Here is an 18879-nt window from a genome sequence, read left to right on the forward strand (position 1 = left end):
CTTCAGCGGACAAGGGTCTCCTGGATGTCTCGGGCGCGGCGGTCGATCTCGGCGGCGATCCCCTCGGGACCGGCGCCGAGGACACTGCGCGACTCGCTCACGAGCGTCGTGGCCGCGAGGGCCCCGAACAGCCGGGGCGCGTCCGCGAGAGACGCGCCCTGGTGACCGAAGCCCGGTGCCAGCACGGGGAGCCCGGGGGTGAGCACGTCGTCGGTCCGGATGCCGTAGTCGCCGAGCGCGACCGTGGCTCCGAGCACGACGCCGACCGAGCCGATCGGCGAGCGCGCGTGTCCCGCGTTCCAGGATGCCACGTCCGCCAGCACGGCGCTGGCCAGCGGCGACCCGGCGTGCTCGCCGTCCTGCACGAGGGCCCGCTGAACGGCGCCCGCCTCCGGATTGGAGGTGGCGGCGAGGACGAAGACGCCCTTCCCCGCCTCCTCCGCGAGCTCGAGCATGCCGTCGAGGGAGCCGAGCCCCTGATAGGCGGAGGCGGTCATCGCGTCGGCCTCGAGGGGCGAGCCCGGGCGCAGCCACGCCTCGGCGTAGGCGGTGACGCTCGTGCCGATGTCGCCGCGCTTGACGTCGGCGATCACCAGGAGCCCGGCTGCGCGCGCGTCGGCGAGGACGCGCTCGAGCGCGAGGTAGCCCGCCGAGCCGTGGCGCTCGAAGAACGCGACCTGCGGCTTGACCACGCCCACGCGTCCGGCCGCGGCTTCGACGACCCGGCGGCCGAACGACTCCAGGCCGGCCGCGTCGTCGTCGAGCCCCCACGCGTCCAGGAGGAACGCGTGGGGGTCGATCCCGACGCAGAGCTGCCCGTGCGCGTCGAAGGCGCGCTCGAGACGCGCTCCGAAGGACTCGGTCACGCCAGGCGCTCCGCCCGACGCAGCGCGTAGTCCTGCAGGCTCGTGACCTCGAAGGGCTCGCCCGCCACGTCGAGCGAGGCGACGGCGGCCGCGAGCTGCGCGATGGTGGTGAACAGCGGCTTGTCGGCGGCGACCGCTGCGGCGCGGATCTCGTAGCCGTCGGCGCGGGAGGCTCCTCCGCTGGGCGTGTTGATCACGACGTCGACCTCGTCGCGGCTGACCAGCTCGACGATCGACGGCGAGTCGCCGACGGCCTCCTCGCTGTACTTGCGCACGACCCGCGTCCGGATGCCGTTGCGGTTCAGCACCTCGGCGGTCCCCTCGGTCGCGAGGATCTCGAAACCGAGCTGGCGCAGGCGCAGCGCCGGGAGCACGATGGCGCGCTTGTCTCGGTCGGCGACCGAGATGAAGACGGTCCCGCTCGAGGGCATCCCGCCGTAGGCCGCGTCCTGGCTCTTCTTGAAGGCCCTCGGGAAGTCGCGGTCGATGCCCATGACCTCTCCGGTCGAGCGCATCTCGGGGCCGAGAAGGGAGTCGACGATCTGGCCCTCCTTGGTGCGGAAGCGCTTGAAGGGCAGCACCGCCTCCTTGACCGCGATCGGCGAGTCCATCGGCACGTCGGAGCCGTCGCGCTCGGGCAGCAGGCCCTCGGCCTTGAGCTCGGCGATCGTCTCGCCGACCATCAGCCGCGACGCCGCCTTCGCGAGCGGGATCCCGAGCGCCTTCGAGACGAAGGGCACGGTCCGGGAGGCGCGGGGGTTGGCCTCGAGGACGTAGAGCACGCCCTGCCCGATCGCGAACTGCACGTTGAGGAGCCCGCGGACCCCGACGCCCCGGGCGATGGCGAGGGTCGCGTCGCGCACCTCGTCGATCTGCCGACGGCCGAGGGTCACGGGCGGGAGGGTGCACGCCGAGTCGCCGGAGTGGATCCCGGCCTCCTCGATGTGCTCCATGACTCCGCCGATGTAGAGCTGCTCGCCGTCGTACAGCGCGTCGACATCGATCTCGATCGCGTCGTCGAGGAACCGGTCCACCAGCAGCGGGTGCGTCGCGTCGATGATGCCCTGGTCGGCCATCCGCTCGAAGTAGTCCTCGAGCTGCGCGGCGCCGTAGACGATCTCCATGCCGCGACCGCCGAGCACGAAGGACGGCCGGACCAGCACCGGGAAGCCGATCCCGGTCGCGACGCCGAGGGCGCCCTCGAGGTCGATCGCGGTGCCGTTGCGAGGAGCGAGCAGGCCCGCCTCGTCGAGGATGCGGGAGAACGCTCCGCGCTCCTCCGCCAGGTCGATCGCGGCGGGGGTCGTGCCGAGGATCGGGACGCCCGCCTCCTCCAGCCCCTTCGCCAGGCCCAGAGCGGTCTGCCCGCCGAGCTGCACGACGACGCCGACGAGCTCGCCGGACTGCGACTCCGCGTGGATGACCTCGAGGACGTCCTCGAGGGTCAGCGGCTCGAAGTAGAGCCGGTCCGACGTGTCGTAGTCGGTCGAGACCGTCTCGGGGTTGCAGTTGATCATGATCGTCTCGTAGCCGGCCGCCGAGAGGGCGAACGAGGCGTGCACGCAGGAGTAGTCGAACTCGACGCCCTGGCCGATGCGGTTCGGGCCGGAGCCGAGGATGACGACCTTGCGGCGGTCGGCTGCCACGACCTCTGTCTCCTCGTCGTACGAGGAGTAGTGGTACGGCGTGAGCGCCGGGAACTCCCCCGCGCAGGTGTCGACCGTCTTGAAGACGGGGCGGACGGCCAGCTCGTAGCGCGTCGCACGGACCTCCGCCTCCTCCAGGCCGCGGAGCTCCGCGATCTGGATGTCCGAGAATCCGTGGTCCTTCGCGAGGCGCAGCAGGCCCGCGTCCAGCGCCGGGTGCTCGCGCACGAGGTCGGCGATCTCGTTGATGAGGACGATCTGATCGAGGAACCAGGGGTCGATCTTCGTCGACTCGAAGGCCTGCTCGACGCTCGCGCCGAGGCGCAGCGCCTGCTGGACGGTGACGATGCGGCCGTCGGTCGGCGTCTTCGCGATCTCGAGCAGCTCGTCGACCGAGTGCTTCTGCTCGCCCCAGTGGAAGGAGGAGCCGCGCTTCTCGAGCGAGCGGAGCGCCTTCTGCAGGGCCTGGGCGTAGTTGCGGCCGATCGCCATCGCCTCGCCCACCGACTTCATGGTGGTGGTCAGCGTCTTGTCGGCGGCCGGGAACTTCTCGAACGCGAAGCGCGGGACCTTGACCACGACGTAGTCGAGCGTCGGCTCGAAGCTCGCCGGGGTGACCTTCGTGATGTCGTTGGGGATCTCGTCGAGACGGTAGCCGATGGCGAGCTTCGCCGCGATCTTGGCGATCGGGAAGCCGGTCGCCTTCGAGGCGAGGGCCGAGGAGCGGGAGACGCGCGGGTTCATCTCGATGACGATGATGCGGCCGTCGGCGGGGTCGACCGCGAACTGGATGTTGCAGCCTCCGGTGTCCACACCCACGTCGCGGATGATCCGGATGCCGATGTCGCGCAGCTTCTGGTATTCGCGGTCGGTGAGCGTCAGCGCGGGGGCCACCGTGATGGAGTCGCCCGTGTGCACGCCCACCGGGTCCACGTTCTCGATCGAGCAGACGACGACCGTGTTGTCGGCCGTGTCGCGCATGAGCTCGAGCTCGTACTCCTTCCAGCCGAGGATCGACTCCTCGAGGAGCACCTCGGTGGTGGGGCTCTGGTGCAGTCCGTCGCCGACCATGCGCACGAGCTCCTCGCGGGTGTACGCGAAGCCGGAGCCGAGGCCGCCCATGGTGAAGGACGGGCGGATGACGAGCGGGTAGCCGAGGTCCTCGGCGTACTCGATCGCCTCCTCGACGGTGTGCGCGATGTAGGACTTCGCGACGTCGGCGCCCGCGTCCAGCACGAGCTGCTTGAAGATCTGGCGGTCCTCGCCGCGGTTGATCGCCTCGAAGCTCGCGCCGATGAGCTCGACGTCGTACTTCTCGAGGATTCCGAGGTCGTGCAGCTGGATGGCCGCGTTCAGAGCGGTCTGGCCGCCCAGGGTGGGCAGGATCGCGTCCGGCTTCTCCTTGGCGATGATCGCCTCGATCGCCTGCGGGGTGATCGGCTCGACGTAGGTGGCGTCGGCGAAGTCGGGGTCGGTCATGATCGTCGCCGGGTTGGAGTTGACGAGGATCACGCGCACCCCCTCGGCACGCAGCACGCGGCAGGCCTGGGTGCCCGAGTAGTCGAACTCGACCGCCTGGCCGATGACGATCGGGCCGGAGCCGATGACGAGGACGCTGTTGATGTCTTCCCTGCGCGGCATTACTTCTGCTCTCCGGTGGTGCTGGTCGAAAGGATGTCGTTCGCGGGCTCGGCGCCGCCCTGCTCGGCCGTGCGCTGCACGACCATGGCGCGGAAGCGGTCGAACAGGTAGTTCGAGTCGTGCGGTCCGGCGGCCGCCTCGGGGTGGTACTGCACCGAGAAGGCGGGGATGTCGAGGCAGCGCAGGCCTTCCACGACCGAGTCGTTGAGGCTGTAGTGGCTGACCTCGACGCGGCCGAAGCCCTCGGGCGAGTCGAGCTCGCCGTCGATGGGCGCGTCCACCGCGAATCCGTGGTTCTGCGCGGTGATCTCGACGCGGCCGGTGAGCTTGTCGAGCACCGGCTGGTTGATGCCGCGGTGGCCGAAGGGCAGCTTGTAGGTGCCGAAGCCGAGCGCGCGGCCCAGGAGCTGGTTGCCGAAGCAGATGCCGAAGAAGGGCAGATCGGCGCGCAGCGTCGTGCGCAGCAGGTCGACGTGGCGGTCGGAGGCCTCCGGGTCTCCCGGTCCGTTCGAGAAGAACAGGGCGGACGGGTCCAGCGCCAGGACCTCGTCGGCGGTGACCGACTCGGGCAGCACGTGCACGTCGAAGCCGCGCTCGGACAGGTAGTGCACGGTCGAGGTCTTCACGCCGAGGTCGATGACGGCGACGGAGCCCACGCGCTCGCCCTGGGCGGGCACCGTGTACTGCTCGGTCGTCGAGACGGCCGAGGAGAGGTTCATCCCCTCCATCTGCGCGCCCCCGAGGACCAGTGCGAGCTGCTCCTCCTCCCCCAGGGCGAGGTCCTCGCCCGAGAAGACGCCGGCCCGCATCGAGCCCGCGGAGCGGATGTGGCGCGTGATCGCCCGGGTGTCGATCCCCGAGATGCCGACGATGCCGTCGGCCTCGAGGTCGTCGTCGAGCGAGCGCTGAGCGCGGAAGTTCGACACGACGCGGGAGGGGTCGCGGACGACGTAGCCGGCGACCCAGATGCGGCGCGACTCCTTGTCCTCGTCGTTCGTGCCCGTGTTGCCGATGTGCGGTGCGGTCTGCACCACGATCTGGCCGGCGTAGGACGGGTCGGTCAGCGTCTCCTGGTAGCCGGTCATGCCGGTCGCGAAGACGATCTCGCCGAGGGTGCGCCCGCGCGCGCCGTAGGCCTGACCCTGGAATCGTCGTCCGTCCTCGAGGACGAGGACGGCGGTGGGTTCGGTGCTGAGGCGTGACGTTGGCACGGACTAGGAGCCCTTCTGGTTCGGGGAGGAGCCGCCGTCGGCGGCTCCCGGGGTGGAGGGGGAGGATTCGGGGCCGGCGAGCCGGCGGAGCTCCGCGACGAGGTGCCGGCGCAGGGCCGGCTCGGCGACGCGGAGATAGGAGTCGACCGTCTCGGCACCGCGCGGCGACCACGAGAGCACGAGCAGGCCGCCCTCCTCGACGGCGCGGTCGATGGCGTAGCTGCCCTCGCCCGCACCGCGCAGCAGGGCCGCGGGGATGACGGTCGGTCGCTCGCCGACCGGCGCGAGGACGACTCCGCGTTCGTGCAGCCGCAGCGTCGCCTTCCCGCGGAAGCCCAGGCCCGGCAGCACGACGCGCTCGAGCGGCTGCTCGAAGCGTGTCGTCGCGACGTAGGGCAGCTCGACCGACTCAAGCTCCGCGCCGAGGGACTCGGCGGGGACGGCGTCGGGGACGAGGTCGGCGGAGCGGCGGCGGCGCGCCCGCCACGAGAGGATCATCCCGGCGAAGACCAGGACGACGACCGCGGCGATCACGATCGTGATCGCGGTCCTATCCACGGGCGGACCTCGCGGCTGCTGCGACCACCGCGGCATCGACGAGCTCGCCGTCGAGGACCGTGGGGTAGCCGTCGTGGAGCGTCGCGACGACGCGACCGGGAAGCTCCCGCCCGAGGTACGGGGAGTTGGTGCTGCGCCCGCGGAGGTCGGACGTCGAGAAGCTGCGGCGCACCTCCGGGTCGTAGAGCGCGATGTTCCCCGGTGCGCCGACCGCGATGCCGCGGTCGTAGCCGTCGAGCCGGCCGATGCGGGCGGGCGCCTGCGACAGCACGCGGGCGACGTCCGCCCAGGTCATCCGACCGTCGGCGACGACGGCGGCGTGCACGACCGACAGGGCGCTCTCGAGGCCGACCATGCCGAACGCGGCGGCGTCCCACTCGCAGTCCTTCGACTCGACCGGGTGCGGGGCGTGGTCGGTCGCGACGATGTCGATGGTGCCGTCGGCGAGGGCCTCGCGCAGGGCGAGCACGTCCTCGTCGCGGCGCAGCGGCGGGTTCACCTTGAACCGGGCGTCGTAGCCGCCGCCGCCCTCGCCGTTCGCCGCGATCAGCTGCTCGGTGAGAAGCAGGTGGTGCGGGGTGACCTCGGCGGTGACGTCGATGCCGCGGGCCTTCGCCCAGCGGATCACGTCGACCGAGCCGGCCGTCGAGACGTGGCAGACGTGCAGTCGGGAGCCCACGTGCTCGGCCAGGAGGACGTCACGCGCGATGATCGCCTCCTCGGCGACCGCGGGCCAGCCGGCGAGGCCGAGGGCGCTCGAGACGGCTCCCTCGTTCATCTGCGCGCCGACCGTGAGCCGCGGCTCCTGGGCGTGCTGCGCGACGACGCCGTCGAACGCCTTCACGTACTCGAGCGCGCGGCGCATCAGCAGAGCGTCCGAGACGCACTTCCCGTCGTCCGAGAAGACGCGGACCGCCGCGCGGCTGCGCGCCATCGCGCCGAGCTCGGCGAGGGACTCCCCCGCCAGGCCGACGGTCACGGCGCCGATCGGCCGCACGGTCGCGTAGCCGGCGTCCTCGCCCAGGCTCTGCACCTGCTCGACGACGCCCGCGGTGTCCTGCACCGGCGACGTGTTGGCCATCGCGAAGACGGCGGTGAAGCCTCCCGCAGCGGCCGCGCGCGATCCGGTGAGGACCGTCTCGCTCTGCTCGAAGCCGGGCTCGCGGAGGTGAGTGTGCAGATCGACCAGGCCGGGCAGCGCCAGCAGGCCGTCGGCGTCGATCACGCGGGCGCCGCGCGAGTCGAGGTCGGTGCCGATCTCGACGACGACTCCGCCGTCGACGAGGACGTCGGCGGTGCTGTCGTCGGCGAGCGTCGCTCCCGAGATCAGGATCCGCCGGGGGCTCTCGGTGCTCATCAGTGGACCTCCCGTTCGCCGGACAGCAGCAGGTAGAGCGCGGCCATCCGGACCGAGACCCCGTTGGTGACCTGTTCGAGCACCGTGGAGCGGCTCGAATCGGCGGCGGCCGAGGAGATCTCGACGCCCCTGTTCATGGGTCCGGGGTGCATGACGATGGTATCGGGGCCCAAGCGGGCCAGGCGCTCGTCGTCGAGACCCCAGATGCGCGCGTACTCGCGGCCGTTGGGGAAGAAGCCGCTCGACATGCGCTCGAGCTGGATGCGCAGCAGCATCACGACGTCGGGGAGCCCGGAGTCGATCGCCTCGTCGAGGTCGAATCGGATGGTCGCCGGCCAGTCGACCGTGTCGACGGGGACGAGCGTGGGCGGCGCGACCAGGGTGACCTCGGCGCCGAGCGCGGTGAGCAGCCAGACGTTCGAGCGGGCGACCCGCGAGTGCAGGATGTCGCCGACGATCGTGACGGCCACCCCGTCGAGCCCCTTGCCCCGGGAGGCGGTGGGGCCGTGCAGCCGGCGGCGGATCGTGAAGGCGTCGAGCAGCGCCTGGGTCGGGTGCTCGTGCGTGCCGTCGCCGGCGTTCAGGATCGACGCGTCGATCCATCCGCTCGCCGCGAGCACGGCCGGGGCTCCGGACGCGCTGTGACGCACCACGACGCCGTCGGCGCCCATCGCGGCGAGGGTCTGCGCCGTGTCCTTCAGGCTCTCGCCCTTCGACACGCTGGATCCCTTGGCGCTGAAGTTGATCACGTCGGCCGAGAGCCGCTTGGCCGCCGCCTCGAACGAGATGCGGGTGCGGGTCGAGTCCTCGAAGAAGAGGTTGACGACCGTCTTCCCGCGCAGCGTCGGCAGCTTCTTCACCTCGCGGTTCTGCACGTCGGCCATGTCCTCGGCGATGTCGAGGAGGCCGATCGCGGAGGAGCGGTCGAGGTCGCGGGTCGAGAGCAGGTGCTTCATGCGGTGCCCCCTCCGCCGGCGGCCTCGTCCGCCGGGCGCGTCGACTCGATCGCGACCAGGTCCTCGCCGTCGACCTCGAGGAGGCGGACGTTGATCCGCTCGCTGAGACTGCTCGGCAGGTTCTTGCCCACGAAGTCGGCCCGGATGGGGAGCTCGCGGTGGCCGCGGTCGACCAGCGCGGCGAGGCGGACCGCCCGGGGCCGGCCGATGTCGCTCAGGGCGTCGAGCGCGGCGCGGATGGTGCGACCCGAGAAGAGGACGTCGTCCACCAGCACGACGGTGCGTCCGTCGATGCTCGCCGGCACGGCGGTCCTCGCCGGGGTGCGCACCGGGTTCCGGGAGAGGTCGTCGCGGTACATCGTCACGTCGAGGGAGCCTGCGAAGACGGGAGCCGCCTCCGGCTCGATCCGGGCGATGGTCTCGGCGATCCGCTGGGCGAGGACCACGCCGCGGGTCGGGATCCCGAGGATCACCAGCGACTCCGCTCCCCGGTTGGACTCGAGGATCTCGTGGGCGATGCGCGTCAGAGCGCGCGTGATGTCAGCGCCGTTCAGCACGATTCGTGCCGTCACACCGACCTCCTTCCCCGTCTCTCCGGACGGCCTTAAAGGAAATGTCTCGATGAGTATAGGGGCGCGGGCCGCGTCCCTCGGGTGCGCGGGCCCGCTCCCGGCTCGCAGGAGCACGCCCGGCCCGCGGACCCGCCCGATCGTGCGAGTCGGATCCGGCGAGCCGGAGGTGCCCGCCCCCGATCGGGTCGAGCGCCCGGGGTCAGACCGCCGTGCGCGACTCCGCGACGGAGGCGAGCAGCCCGTTGATGAAGCCCGCCGAGTCGTCCGTCGAGAGGACGGTCGCGGCCTCGACGGCCTCCGAGATCGCGACGCCGTCGGGGACCTCGTCGTTGTGCAGGATCTCCCAGACGCCGATGCGCAGGATCGCGCGGTCGACGAGGGGCATCCGCGCGAGCGTCCAGCCCTTCGAGAGCCGCTCGATCAGCCCGTCGATCTCGGCGGAGTGGTCGATGACGCCGTCGACGATCTCACGGGCGTAGAGCCAGGAGGCCTCGCGGGCGGGCTCGTGGACCGCCCGCTCCGCTTCGGCCCGCAGCGACTCCGCGAACGGGATCTGCCGGACATCGGCGTTGTAGATGATGTCGAGGGCGCGCTTGCGCGCCTTCGTGCGTGCACTCACGGACGCCCCGGCTCAGCTGACGCGGCCGAGGTAGTCGCCCGTGCGGGTGTCGACCTTGACCTTCGTGCCCTGCTCGAGGAAGAGCGGGACCTGGATCTGGTAGCCGGTCTCGACGGTGGCGGGCTTGGTGCCGCCGGTCGAGCGGTCGCCCTGGAGGCCCGGCTCGGTGTAGGTGATCTCGAGCACCACGGACGCGGGGAGGTCGATGTAGAGCGGGTCGCCGTCGTGCAGCGCGAGAGTGACGTTCTGGTTCTCGAGCATGAAGTTCGCGGCGTCGCCGACGACGGCCTCGGGGACCGTGATCTGGTCGTAGTCCGAGGTGTCCATGAACACGAAGTCCTGGCCGTCGCGGTAGAGGTACTGGAAGTCGCGCCGGTCGACGTTGGCGGTGTCGATCTTGGCCCCGGCGTTGAACGTCTTGTCGACGACCTTGCCGGTCAGGACGTTCTTCATCTTGGTGCGGACGAACGCGCCGCCCTTGCCCGGCTTGACGTGCTGGAAGTCGATGACGTTCCAGAGCTGACCGTCGATGTTGAGGACGGTGCCGTTCTTGATGTCGGTGGTAGAGGCCATGCGAAGGGGGATCCGTTTCGGTGGAAGTCTGCTGCCGGTGGGCCCGGCTCCGGGCGCGGCGATATCGGCCGGTACGGCTGACCCGTCGAGTGTAGTCGATCGCCCCGCCCGGGCCGAGGGAGTCCGGACGAGGGGTCCCGATCCTCCCGCGCCGCGTGCGCACGGGAGAGGATGGGAGGGCGTTGCGAGAGGAGACCCGCCGTGAACGACGTCCCGACCCCCATCGACACCGGCGCGCTGAACGCCGCGTTCGCCGTGGTCCCGATCGTGATCGCCGCCGTCGTGGTCTTGATCGCGGTCCTGATCGTCGTGAACCTCCGCCGCGCGAGGACGCTCGGAGTGCATCCGCTCACCCTGCAGACGGACGTCGCCTCGAAGCTCGCCACCGGCGGATTCGGCGCCGAGCGCCCCCTCGGCGAGCGGCTCGCCGAGATCGACGGGCTGCTGGCCGCGGGCACGATCACCGAGCAGGAGCACGCCGCGGCGAGACGGGCGGCGCTCGAGGGCCGCACCTGAGGCCTGCCCGCTCCTAGGAGCCGATCTCCTGGTACGCCGCGAACAGCAGGGAGGTCTCGGGCCCCTGGAGGATGCTGGGCCGCGCGATGTCGTCCAGCACCACGAACCGGAGGATCCCCGCTCGGGACTTCTTGTCGCGCTGCATCGCGGCGAGGAGCGTCTCCCACCGCCCGAGCGGGTAGCTCGTCGGCAGGGTCAGCGACTCGAGGACGCTGCGGTGGCGGTCGACCGCCGAGTCGCTGAGCGAGCCGGTGAGGCGCGACAGCTCCGCGGCGAACACCATCCCGACCGAGACGGCGGCGCCGTGACGCCACTGGTAGCGCTCGGCGTGCTCGATCGCGTGCCCGAGGGTGTGCCCGTAGTTCAGGATCTCGCGCAGCCCCTGCTCCGTGAAGTCCTCGCCGACGACCCGGGCCTTGATGCCGATCGAGAGCTCGACGAGTCGGCGGAACTCCTCCGAGCCGGGGTCGGTCGCCAGATCGACGTCCGACTCGATGATGTCCAGGATCTGCGGTTCCGCGATGAAGCCGTACTTCACGATCTCGCCGAAGCCGGCGAGGATCTCGTTGCGCGGCAGGCTCGAGAGCACGTCGAGGTCGGCGACGACCGCTCGCGGGGCGTGGAACGCGCCGACGAGGTTCTTCCCCTCGGCCGTGTTGATACCCGTCTTTCCGCCCACGGCGGCGTCGACCATCCCGAGGACGGTCGTGGGAACCTGGACGAGGCCGACGCCCCGGAGCCAGGTGGCGGCCACGAACCCGGCCAGGTCGGTGATCGCTCCCCCGCCGAAGCCGACGACGACGTCGGTGCGGGTGAAGTCGGACTGGCCCATGACCTGCCAGCAGAACGCCGCGACCTCGACGCGCTTGGCCGCCTCGGCGTCGGGGACCTCGGCCAGCAGCACCTCGTAGCTCTCGAGCAGGCTCTCGCGGATCTCCGCGGCGAGGACCGCGAGCGTGGGCGGGTGCACGATGAGCACCTTCGCAGCGCGCGGGCCGATGGCGTCGGCGAGCCCGTCGAGCAGCCCGCGGCCGACGGTGATGTCGTAGCCGGCGGCGCCGGGCACGGTGATGGCGGTGGAGCCGTCGTTCATGGAAGTCTTCCGCTCGGGCGGCCGGAAGGGGCCGCCGGGTCTGCTGCGCGGCCGCCGGCGGCGATCGCGTCGTGGGTTCGGGGGTCTCGGGCCGGTCGGGCGCGCACCCAGTCGGCGATCTCCGCAGCGATCGCGGTGATGGGCCGGCGGGAGGTGTCGAAGGTGACGTCCGCGAGCGCCTCGTAGAGCGGGCGCCGCTGCTCGTGCAGACGGGTCCAGTCGGCGACGCCGCCGCGGACGAGGGGTCGGCTCCCGGAGCCGAGACGGTCCCTGACGGCCTCGGCCGTCGTGGTGAGCAGGACCACGGGGACCTCGGCGAGATCGGCCTGCGTGTCCGGATCGAGCACCGCTCCCCCGCCGAGGGCCAGCACGACGTCGCGGCGGACGGCGCTCTCGACGACGAGGCGCTCCTCGCGGCGGAAGGAGGCCTCGCCGTGCGTGTCGAAGTACGCCGCGATCGGGCCGTGGCCCGCGACGAACTCGGCATCGGAGTCGACGAAGGCCGCCGCGAGGGACTTCGCGACCCGCTTCCCGATGGTCGTCTTCCCCGCCCCCATGGGGCCGATGAAGACGACGCGGGCGCGGGCCGCGCCGGTATCGTGCCCGGCCATCAGCGCTCTCGCCCGAGGGCGGACCCGCGGATCACGACACGCCCAGGGCGGGGTTGCTCGCGCTCGCCGTCCGCAGCTCGGCCGGGATCGCCTCGAGGTAGCCGCGCAGATTGCGGCGGGTCTCGGTGACGCTGTCGCCGCCGAACTTCTCGAGCACGGCGTTCGCGAGGACGAGGGCCACCATCGCCTCCGCGACGACTCCCGACGCGGGGACGGCGCAGACGTCGGAGCGCTGGTGGTGGGCTCCGGCCGCCTCGCCCGTCGCCACGTCGACCGTGCGCAGGGCGTGGGGAACGGTCGCGATCGGCTTCATCCCCGCGCGCACGCGCAGGACGGTGCCGGTGCTCATGCCGCCCTCGGTACCCCCGGCGCGGTCGCTGGAGCGCGAGATGCCCGCGGCGTCCTGGAACAGCTCGTCGTGCGCCTCGGACCCGCGGCGGGTCGTGGTGAGGAACCCGTCGCCGACCTCGACGCCCTTGATGGCCTGGATGCCCATGAGAGCCGCGGCGAGCTGGGAGTCGAGCCGCCGGTCCCAGTGGACGTAGGAGCCCAGTCCCGGCGGGAGACCGTAGGCGAGCACCTCGACGACACCGCCGAGCGTGTCGCCGTCGTCGTGAGCCCGGTCGACCTCGGCCACCATCAGCGCGCTGGTCGCGGCGTCGTGGCACCGCAGCGGATCGGCGTCGAGCGAGTCCACGTCGGCCGCCGTGGGCAGTGGGGATCCCTCCGGCACGCGCACCGGGCCGATGGCGAGGGTGTGGCTGACGAGCTCGATGCCGAGTTCGCCGAGGAACCGCCGGGCGATGGCGCCCAGGCTCACACGTGCCGCCGTCTCGCGCGCGGAGGCCCGCTCGAGGACGTTGCGCGACTCGGCGAAGCCGTACTTCTGCATGCCGACGAGGTCCGCGTGCCCGGGCCGGGGCCGGGTGAGTGCGGCGCCGCGGCCCTTCGGCAGGGTCTCGGGGTCGCGCGGCTCGGCCGACATCACGTCGACCCAGCGGGGCCACTCGGTGTTGCCGATGCGCAGCGCGATCGGGCTGCCCATGCTGGCGCCGTGGCGGATCCCGGACGAGACGGTGAGCTCGTCCTGTTCGAAGTTCATCCGTGCGCCGCGGCCGTAGCCGAGCTTGCGCCGGGCGAGATCGGTGCGGATGTCCTCGAGGGAGACGGGGACCCCCGCGGGGAGTCCTTCGAGGACGGCGATGAGTTCGGGGCCGTGGGATTCCCCGGCCGTGAGCCAACGGAGCATCCACAGATTCTCGCACACGGGGCGGGGCCGCACCGCCGGGCGGCCCCGCCCCGGCGGTGCGGGGTCAGGAGCCGTCGGGCACGGCCGCGCGCATCGCGGCGAGCACGTCGTCCTCCCGGGGCAGCGTGCGCGTCGGATCCCCGCCGGCGAAGATCCGCACCTGGACGAGCGCCTGGTGCAGCAGCATCCCGAACCCCGAGACCACGGACGACCGCCGGGCGCGCCAGCGTATCGCGAGGGGGCTCGGCCACGGGGCGTACGCCACGTCGAAGAGGGTCGAGGCGGCGATGACGTCGTCGGGCACCGCGAGCTCCTCGGCGGCCGCCCCGGGCAGCGTCGAGATCACGAGCGGATGCGGCTCCCCCGCCGACCACTCGTCGAACGACCGGATCTCGAGCACGGTGCCCAGTGTCTCGGCGACCGCGCGCAGCGGCTCCGCCCGAGCCGGAGCGCGGACGGTCGCGGTGACGCTGGACGCGCCGAGCTCGGCCGCGGCCGCGATCGCCGACGCGGCCGTCGCTCCCCCGCCGAGCACCTCGACGCGGTCGACGCGGGTGACGCCCGCGTCGCCCAGCGCTCGGACGATCCCCGCCACGTCGGTGTTGAAGCCGCGGCGGCGGACCGAGGAGCCGTCCCGCTCCAGCAGCACCGTGTTGACGGCCCCGGTGGCGCGGGCGACGAGGTCCTCCTCGTCGAGCAGCGGCCGGACGGCGTGCTTGAGCGGCATGGTGAGCGAGAGGCCGTGCCAGCGTGCGACCGGGTCCTCGAGGACGGCCGCGAGGGTCTCCTCCGTCGTCTCGAGTGCCGTGTAGCTCCAGTCGAGACCGAGCACGCCGTATGCGGCGGCGTGCAGGGCCGGCGACTTCGAGTGGGCGATCGGCGAGCCGAGGACCGCGAGGCGGCGCCCGGACGCGGTCACTGGTACTCCGGGTGGTCCCGCATCCAGGCCTGCCACTGCGCCACCGCGGCGTTGTGCTCGGCGTCGGTCGTCGAGTACACGGTCTCGCCGGTCTCGAGGTTGACGGTGACGAAGTACATCCACGTGCCCTCGGCCGGCCGCAGCACCGACTCGATCGCGATGTCGCCCGGGTTCGAGATGGGGGCGGGCGGGAGGCCGTCGCGCTGGTAGGTGTTGTAGACGTTGTTCACGTCGCCGCGCTCGGCGTCCGTCGTGGTCACCCGGTCGGTCGCTCCGGTGCCGTAGGCGACGGTCGCGTCCGACTGCAGGCGCCAGCCCTGGTCGAGCCGGTTCTGGAACACCCGTGCCACCTTCGGGAAGTCGTCGGCGATGCGCGCCTCCCGCTGCACGAGCGAGGCGAAGACGATCACGCGGTAGCGGTCCTCGACCGGCACCTGCGCCTCGTCGAGAGCCTGGTACATGCGGTTCACGAGGGTCTGCAGGATGTCGTGGGCAGGAGTGCCCGGGTCGACGTCGTAGGTGGCCGGGAAGAGGAAGCCCTCGAGGCTCGTCGCCTCGGCGGGGAGTCCGAACGAGCCCCAGTCGGCCGCCGCAGCCTGGAGCTCCTCGACGGGCACGCCCGTGCCGTCGGCGATGAGGGGCAGCGCCGAGGTGAGGGCGGTGCCCTCGGGGATCACGAACGTGTTGGCGAGCCGCGTGGACTCGGAGTCGAGCAGCGCGGCGAGAGCGGACTTGGCGCTCATCTCGGCCTTCATCGAGTAGGCGCCCGGCTGGAACACCGGCTCCGGCGTCGTCGAGACGAGGAGCTCGTAGAACGGCGCGTACGACTTGATCACGCCGTCCGAGACGAGGTTCTCGGCGATGTCGCTGCCGCCGTCGCCCTGGTGGATCGTGAAGACGACCTCGCTCGTGCCCGTGCCGGCGAAGTCGGTGGCCTCCGGCTCGGCGAACAGCGCCCGGACGGGCTCGAGGAAGACGGTCACGGCGACCGCGACCAGGGCGGCGAAGACGCCGAAGGCGAGCAGCCCGCCGATCAGGCCGCGGTGGTTGCGCCGCTTCCGCGGTGCTCCGGCCGCCTGCCGGCGACGACGGCGGGTCGACGCCTTCGCCTCCGGATGCGCCGCGGCGACGGCCTCGCCGCGATCGCGCGGAGCAGGCACATCCGGCCCGGAGAAGAGCCGGTCGAGTGGATCGTGGCCGGACTGCTCCGTCGGGCCGTCACTCGAGGCGGGGGGCTCCTGCGGAGGCGTCGGGAGCTGATTCTGCTGATCGGCCTCGGTGGCGCGGGCGGCGCGGCGGCTCGGGGGGACGTCGGTCACGGGTGGGTCGTCCTTCGTTCGGTTCGAGCGGGATCCCGGCGGGGGTGCCGGAGGAGCGCTCGGAATCGATGGCGTGCTGCAGGATCACCACGGCGGCGACCTGGTCGATCACTGCGCGGGAACCGCGCGTGTCGCGTCCGGAGCGGTGGAGGGCGCTCTGCGCGGTCACCGTCGACAGGCGCTCGTCGACGAGTCTGACGTGCGCCGCGGGGATCGCTCGCGCCAGTCGGCCGGCGAACTCCCGCGCGTCGTCGGTCGACGCGGTCTCGGCGCCCGAGAGCGAGAGCGGCAGCCCGACCACGATCGCGACCGCGAGGTGCTCCTGCGCGATCGCGGCGATGCGGGCGACGTCGGCGCCGCTCCCGGCGTCCTTCTCGCGGACGACGGTCTCGACCGGCACCGCGAGCAGACCGTCGACGTCGCAGCGGGCGACACCGATGCGGGAGCGTCCCACATCGATGCCGAGCCGGACGCCGAACCGGTCCATGCTCAGCGTGCCGCTTCCGCGACGACGGCCTCGAGCGCGGCGCCGATCGCCGACACGTCGGAACCGCCACCCTGGGCGAGATCCGGCTTGCCGCCTCCGCCGCCGCCGAGGACTCCCGCGGCGAGCTTGGCGAGGGGTCCGGCCTTCGCGCCGGCATCGCGAGCGGCCTGGTTGGTCGCGACGATCACGGCGGGCTTGCCCGACACGTCCGCGGCCAGGGCCACCAGGGCGGCCTCGGAGCCGAGTCGCTCTCGCACCGAGGTGACCAGCGAGCGCAGCTCGTCCGCCGATCCCGCCGTGCCGACGTTCTCGGCGACGACGGTCAGCCCGTTCACCCGCCGCTGGTTCGCGACGATCGCGGGGACGCGGTCGGCGAGGGCGCGGGCCTCGAATGCGGCGATCCTCTTCTCGGCCGCCTTCAGACTCGCGACGAGGTCCGCGATGCGCTCGGGGAGCTGCTCGCGGGGCGTCTTGAGCGAGGACGAGATCGTGCTGACGAGGGCGCGCTCGGCGGCCAGGTCCTGGAACGCCTCACGGCCGACGAGCGACTCCACCCGGCGGTTCGTCGATCCGACCGACGACTCGCTGACCAGGCTGATGAGCCCGATCTCGGACGAGCTCCCGACGTGGGTGCCGGCGCAGAGCTCGCGCGACCAGGGGCCGCCGATGTCGACGACGCGGACGACGTCGCCGTACTTCTCGCCGAACAGCGCCATGGCGCCGAGCGCCTTCGCCTCGTCGAGGGGCAGCTCGCGCGTGACGACCTCGAGGTTGTCGCGGATCGCGGTGTTCGCGATGTCCTCGATCTCGCTGCGGGTGTCGAGCGACAGCGCCTGGTTCCAGGAGAAGTCGAGGCGGAGGTAGCCGGCCTTGTTGTACGAGCCGGACTGGTGCGCCTGCGGGCCCAGCACCTGGCGGAGAGCCGCGTGGATCAGGTGCGTGCCGGAGTGCGCCTGGGTCGCCCCGCGCCTCCAGTCGCGGTCGACGACCGACGTCGCCGCGTCGCCGACGCCCACCTCGCCGCTCGCGACCTGGACGGTGTGGCTGATGAGCCCCTTGACGGGCTTCTGCACGTCGAGGACCTCGAGGTCGAAGCCATTGCCGACGATGCGGCCTGCGTCGGCCTCCTGGCCGCCCGACTCCGCGTAGAGCGACGTGGCCTCGAGGATCACCTCGGCGATGTCGCCGGCCGAGGCCTTGGTCACCGAGCGCCCGCCCACGACCAGGCCGACGACGCGCGACTCGGTGTCGAGCACGTCGTAGCCGGTGAAGAGCGTCTCGCCGTGCGCGCGGAACGCGGCGTAGACCGAGAGATCGGCGAGGGCCGACTTCTTCGACTTCGCATCGGCCTTGGCGCGGGCGCGCTGAGCCGACATCAGCGAGTCGAAGGCCTCGCGGTCGACGCTGAGCCCGGACTCCTCGGCGATCTCGAGCGTGAGGTCGATCGGGAAGCCGAACGTGTCGTGCAGGAGGAACGCCGTGTCGCCGGGGAGGGTCTCGGCGTCGGCCTTCTTGGTCTTGAGCACCGCGAGGTCGAGGATCTCGGTCCCGGCGGCCAGGGTGCGCAGGAACGCCTCCTCCTCGCCGAACGCGCTGGTCGACAGCCGCTCGTACTCCGTCTGCACCTCGGGGTAGGCGGCGGCCATGGCGTCGCGCGAGGCGGCGAAGAGCTCGGGGAACACGGCGGTGTCCACGCCGAGCAGGCGCATGGCGCGCACCGTCCGGCGCATCAGCCGGCGCAGGATGTAGCCGCGACCCTCGTTCGACGGGGTGACCCCGTCCGACAGCAGCATGAGCGAGGAGCGCACGTGGTCGGCGATGACGCGCATGCGCACGTCGTCCTCGTGATCGGCGCCGTAGCGGCGGCCCGACAGCTCGGACGCGCGGTCGAGCACCGGGCGCACCTGGTCGATCTCGTACATGTTCTCGACGCCCTGCTTGAGGAACGCGACGCGCTCGAGCCCCATGCCGGTGTCGATGTTCTTGCGCGGGAGCTCGCCGAGGATGTCGAAGTCGACCTTGCTCGTCCCCTCCCCGCGCAGGTACTGCATGAAGACGAGGTTCCAGATCTCGACGTAGCGGTCGTCGTCGGTGGCGGGGCCGCCGTCGATGCCGTAGGCCGGGCCGCGGTCGAAGAAGATCTCGGAGCAGGGGCCGGCCGGTCCGGGCTGACCGGTCGACCAGTAGTTGGTGTCCTTGTCCAGGCGCTGGATCCGCTCGTCGGGCAGGCCCGCGATCTTCTTCCAGAGCGAGATGGCCTCGTCGTCGTCCTTGTAGACGGTGACCCAGAGGTCCTTCTCGTCGAACCCGAGCCCGCCGTCGGCCTCCGTGCCGGTGAGCAGCTCCCAGGCGTAGCCGATCGCCCCCTCCTTGAAGTAGTCGCCGAAGGAGAAGTTGCCGTTCATCTGGAAGAACGTGCCGTGGCGGGGGGTCTTGCCGACCTCCTCGATGTCGTTGGTCCGGATGCACTTCTGCACGCTGGTCGCGCGGGGGTACGGCGCGGGGACGACTCCGGTCAGGTACGGCACGAAGGGCACCATGCCGGCGACGGTGAAGAGGAGGCTCGGGTCCTCGCTGACGAGCGAGGCGGACGGCACCACGGTGTGGCCGCGGCCTCCGAAGAAGTCGAGCCAGCGGGTGCGGATTTCAGCGGTCTGCATGGGGTCCGTTACGTGTTCGGTCGGTG

General features: G+C 71.9%; 17 protein-coding genes. 1 reads left to right on the forward strand and 16 read right to left on the reverse strand.

Features of this window, described 5'->3' with window-relative positions; translation table 11 throughout:
• Positions 1-2: 2 nt before the first annotated feature.
• The 9 genes from pyrF to efp all read right to left on the reverse strand — a co-directional run bounded on the left by pyrF (position 3) and on the right by efp (position 9999).
• Positions 3-866, reverse strand: coding sequence for an orotidine-5'-phosphate decarboxylase (pyrF, locus tag IOC53_RS01735; protein WP_207402659.1), 864 nt, complete (start codon positions 864-866; stop codon positions 3-5).
• Positions 863-4153 (reverse strand): carbamoyl-phosphate synthase large subunit, encoded by a 3291-nt coding sequence (carB, locus tag IOC53_RS01740; protein ID WP_207402660.1) that lies wholly within the window; start codon positions 4151-4153, stop codon positions 863-865. Before carB ends, pyrF begins: the two co-directional genes overlap by 4 nt.
• On the reverse strand, positions 4153-5364 hold the full coding sequence (carA, locus tag IOC53_RS01745) for a glutamine-hydrolyzing carbamoyl-phosphate synthase small subunit (protein ID WP_207402661.1): 1212 nt from the start codon (positions 5362-5364) through the stop codon (positions 4153-4155). Before carA ends, carB begins: the two co-directional genes overlap by 1 nt.
• Before the next feature lie 3 nt (positions 5365-5367).
• A complete protein-coding gene (locus tag IOC53_RS01750) occupies positions 5368-5922 on the reverse strand; it encodes a hypothetical protein (protein WP_207402662.1) in 555 nt (184 codons plus the stop codon).
• Positions 5915-7279: a dihydroorotase gene (locus IOC53_RS01755; RefSeq protein WP_207402663.1), complete on the reverse strand. Its 1365-nt coding sequence runs from the start codon at positions 7277-7279 to the stop codon at positions 5915-5917. Before IOC53_RS01755 ends, IOC53_RS01750 begins: the two co-directional genes overlap by 8 nt.
• Positions 7279-8235, reverse strand: a complete 957-nt coding sequence (locus IOC53_RS01760; RefSeq protein ID WP_207402664.1) for an aspartate carbamoyltransferase catalytic subunit — start codon at positions 8233-8235, stop codon at positions 7279-7281. Before IOC53_RS01760 ends, IOC53_RS01755 begins: the two co-directional genes overlap by 1 nt.
• Complete coding sequence (gene pyrR / locus IOC53_RS01765) at positions 8232-8807, reverse strand: bifunctional pyr operon transcriptional regulator/uracil phosphoribosyltransferase PyrR (RefSeq protein ID WP_207402665.1); 576 nt, start codon at positions 8805-8807, stop codon at positions 8232-8234. The genes IOC53_RS01760 and pyrR overlap by 4 nt, the downstream gene beginning before the upstream one ends.
• Before the next feature lie 199 nt (positions 8808-9006).
• Positions 9007-9426 carry a transcription antitermination factor NusB gene (gene nusB, locus IOC53_RS01770; protein WP_207402666.1) on the reverse strand — a complete coding sequence of 140 codons (420 nt, stop codon included), beginning with the start codon at positions 9424-9426 and terminating at the stop codon, positions 9007-9009.
• 12 nt (positions 9427-9438) lie between these two features.
• Entirely contained in the window at positions 9439-9999 is a 561-nt protein-coding gene (gene efp / locus IOC53_RS01775; protein WP_055791792.1) for an elongation factor P, read from the reverse strand.
• A gap of 201 nt (positions 10000-10200) precedes the next feature.
• Here efp and IOC53_RS01780 point away from each other — a divergent pair, with 201 nt between their 5' ends.
• Positions 10201-10515, forward strand: a complete 315-nt coding sequence (locus IOC53_RS01780) for a hypothetical protein (RefSeq protein WP_207402667.1) — start codon at positions 10201-10203, stop codon at positions 10513-10515.
• Between the two features lie 13 nt (positions 10516-10528).
• On the opposite strand, the gene aroB is transcribed toward IOC53_RS01780, so the two are convergent.
• The 7 genes from aroB to alaS all read right to left on the reverse strand — a co-directional run bounded on the left by aroB (position 10529) and on the right by alaS (position 18853).
• Positions 10529-11608, reverse strand: a complete 1080-nt coding sequence (gene aroB, locus IOC53_RS01785) for a 3-dehydroquinate synthase (RefSeq protein WP_207402668.1) — start codon at positions 11606-11608, stop codon at positions 10529-10531.
• Positions 11605-12219 (reverse strand): shikimate kinase, encoded by a 615-nt coding sequence (locus tag IOC53_RS01790; protein WP_207402669.1) that lies wholly within the window; start codon positions 12217-12219, stop codon positions 11605-11607. Before IOC53_RS01790 ends, aroB begins: the two co-directional genes overlap by 4 nt.
• A gap of 31 nt (positions 12220-12250) precedes the next feature.
• Entirely contained in the window at positions 12251-13468 is a 1218-nt protein-coding gene (aroC, locus tag IOC53_RS01795) for a chorismate synthase (RefSeq protein WP_207402670.1), read from the reverse strand.
• 64 nt (positions 13469-13532) lie between these two features.
• On the reverse strand, positions 13533-14387 hold the full coding sequence (locus tag IOC53_RS01800) for a shikimate dehydrogenase (RefSeq protein WP_207402671.1): 855 nt from the start codon (positions 14385-14387) through the stop codon (positions 13533-13535).
• A complete protein-coding gene (gene mltG, locus IOC53_RS01805; RefSeq protein WP_207402672.1) occupies positions 14384-15706 on the reverse strand; it encodes an endolytic transglycosylase MltG in 1323 nt (440 codons plus the stop codon). The genes IOC53_RS01800 and mltG overlap by 4 nt, the downstream gene beginning before the upstream one ends.
• On the reverse strand, positions 15606-16193 hold the full coding sequence (gene ruvX, locus IOC53_RS01810) for a Holliday junction resolvase RuvX (protein WP_374070130.1): 588 nt from the start codon (positions 16191-16193) through the stop codon (positions 15606-15608). The genes mltG and ruvX overlap by 101 nt, the downstream gene beginning before the upstream one ends.
• Before the next feature lie 2 nt (positions 16194-16195).
• Entirely contained in the window at positions 16196-18853 is a 2658-nt protein-coding gene (gene alaS / locus IOC53_RS01815; protein ID WP_207402683.1) for an alanine--tRNA ligase, read from the reverse strand.
• Positions 18854-18879 lie beyond the last annotated feature (26 nt).

It is taken from the genome of Rathayibacter sp. SD072, assembly GCF_017355185.1.
Lineage (GTDB): Bacteria > Actinomycetota > Actinomycetes > Actinomycetales > Microbacteriaceae > Rathayibacter.